This window comes from Oleiphilus sp. HI0080 (genome assembly GCF_001635135.1).
In genome coordinates this window covers 1-598 of record NZ_LWFU01000260.1, presented here as the reverse complement: position 1 = coordinate 598, position 598 = coordinate 1, and the positions used below count along the sequence as shown (strand labels likewise).

The 598-nt window shown below is 48.8% G+C and carries 1 protein-coding gene; it reads right to left on the bottom strand.

Annotation, left to right across the window (positions count from 1 at the left end; translation table 11 throughout):
- Positions 1-431: 431 nt before the first annotated feature.
- The coding region (locus A3751_RS02760; protein ID WP_068451819.1) for a HigA family addiction module antitoxin at positions 432-598 on the bottom strand (167 nt) is incomplete at its 5' end.

Below are 598 nucleotides of genomic sequence, written 5' to 3'. Positions count from 1 at the left end.
TCGTGAACTGGATATACCGGCATTGATACCCAAACTAGAAAGTACGCCAGGAAAAACCGAATGGCCCGGTGCAAAGTTAGGTACACATACCAACGATGTACTAAGCGAACTACTTGAGCTTGATGACGATAAAATCTCAGAACTACGAGAATCAGGCGTCATCTGATCTATATGGAGTTGAAACGATAATGCGCACTAAGCTCTCGCTCCATTGCGGACATTAGAGGCTCGTTAGATCGGCATTGGTTTTGAGAGAATAGCGGACTAAAAATTTGACAGACCGTCGCTTCAGTTTTCACCAATAAGCGGACATTTTTTGCTAGTGGATCAACTGAGAGCCGTTTCGACAAAGCAGACATCATGAACCTCTGCCGTCAGTGGTGACAAAGTCGACGCGAAGCTGATGTTTTGACATCCGGTGCGCGGCTTGGTTATGCAGCATGTAGCGGCTTGATTCGATCCACCTCTTCCTTAACCGATTGTGCGGCAGTCCAAAGATCAACAGACCGCTGTGCGTTCAGCCAGAATTCCGGCGAGTTACCAAACAAACGCGCAAGCCGGAGCGCCATTTCAGGACTGACAGCGCGACGTTCGCGCA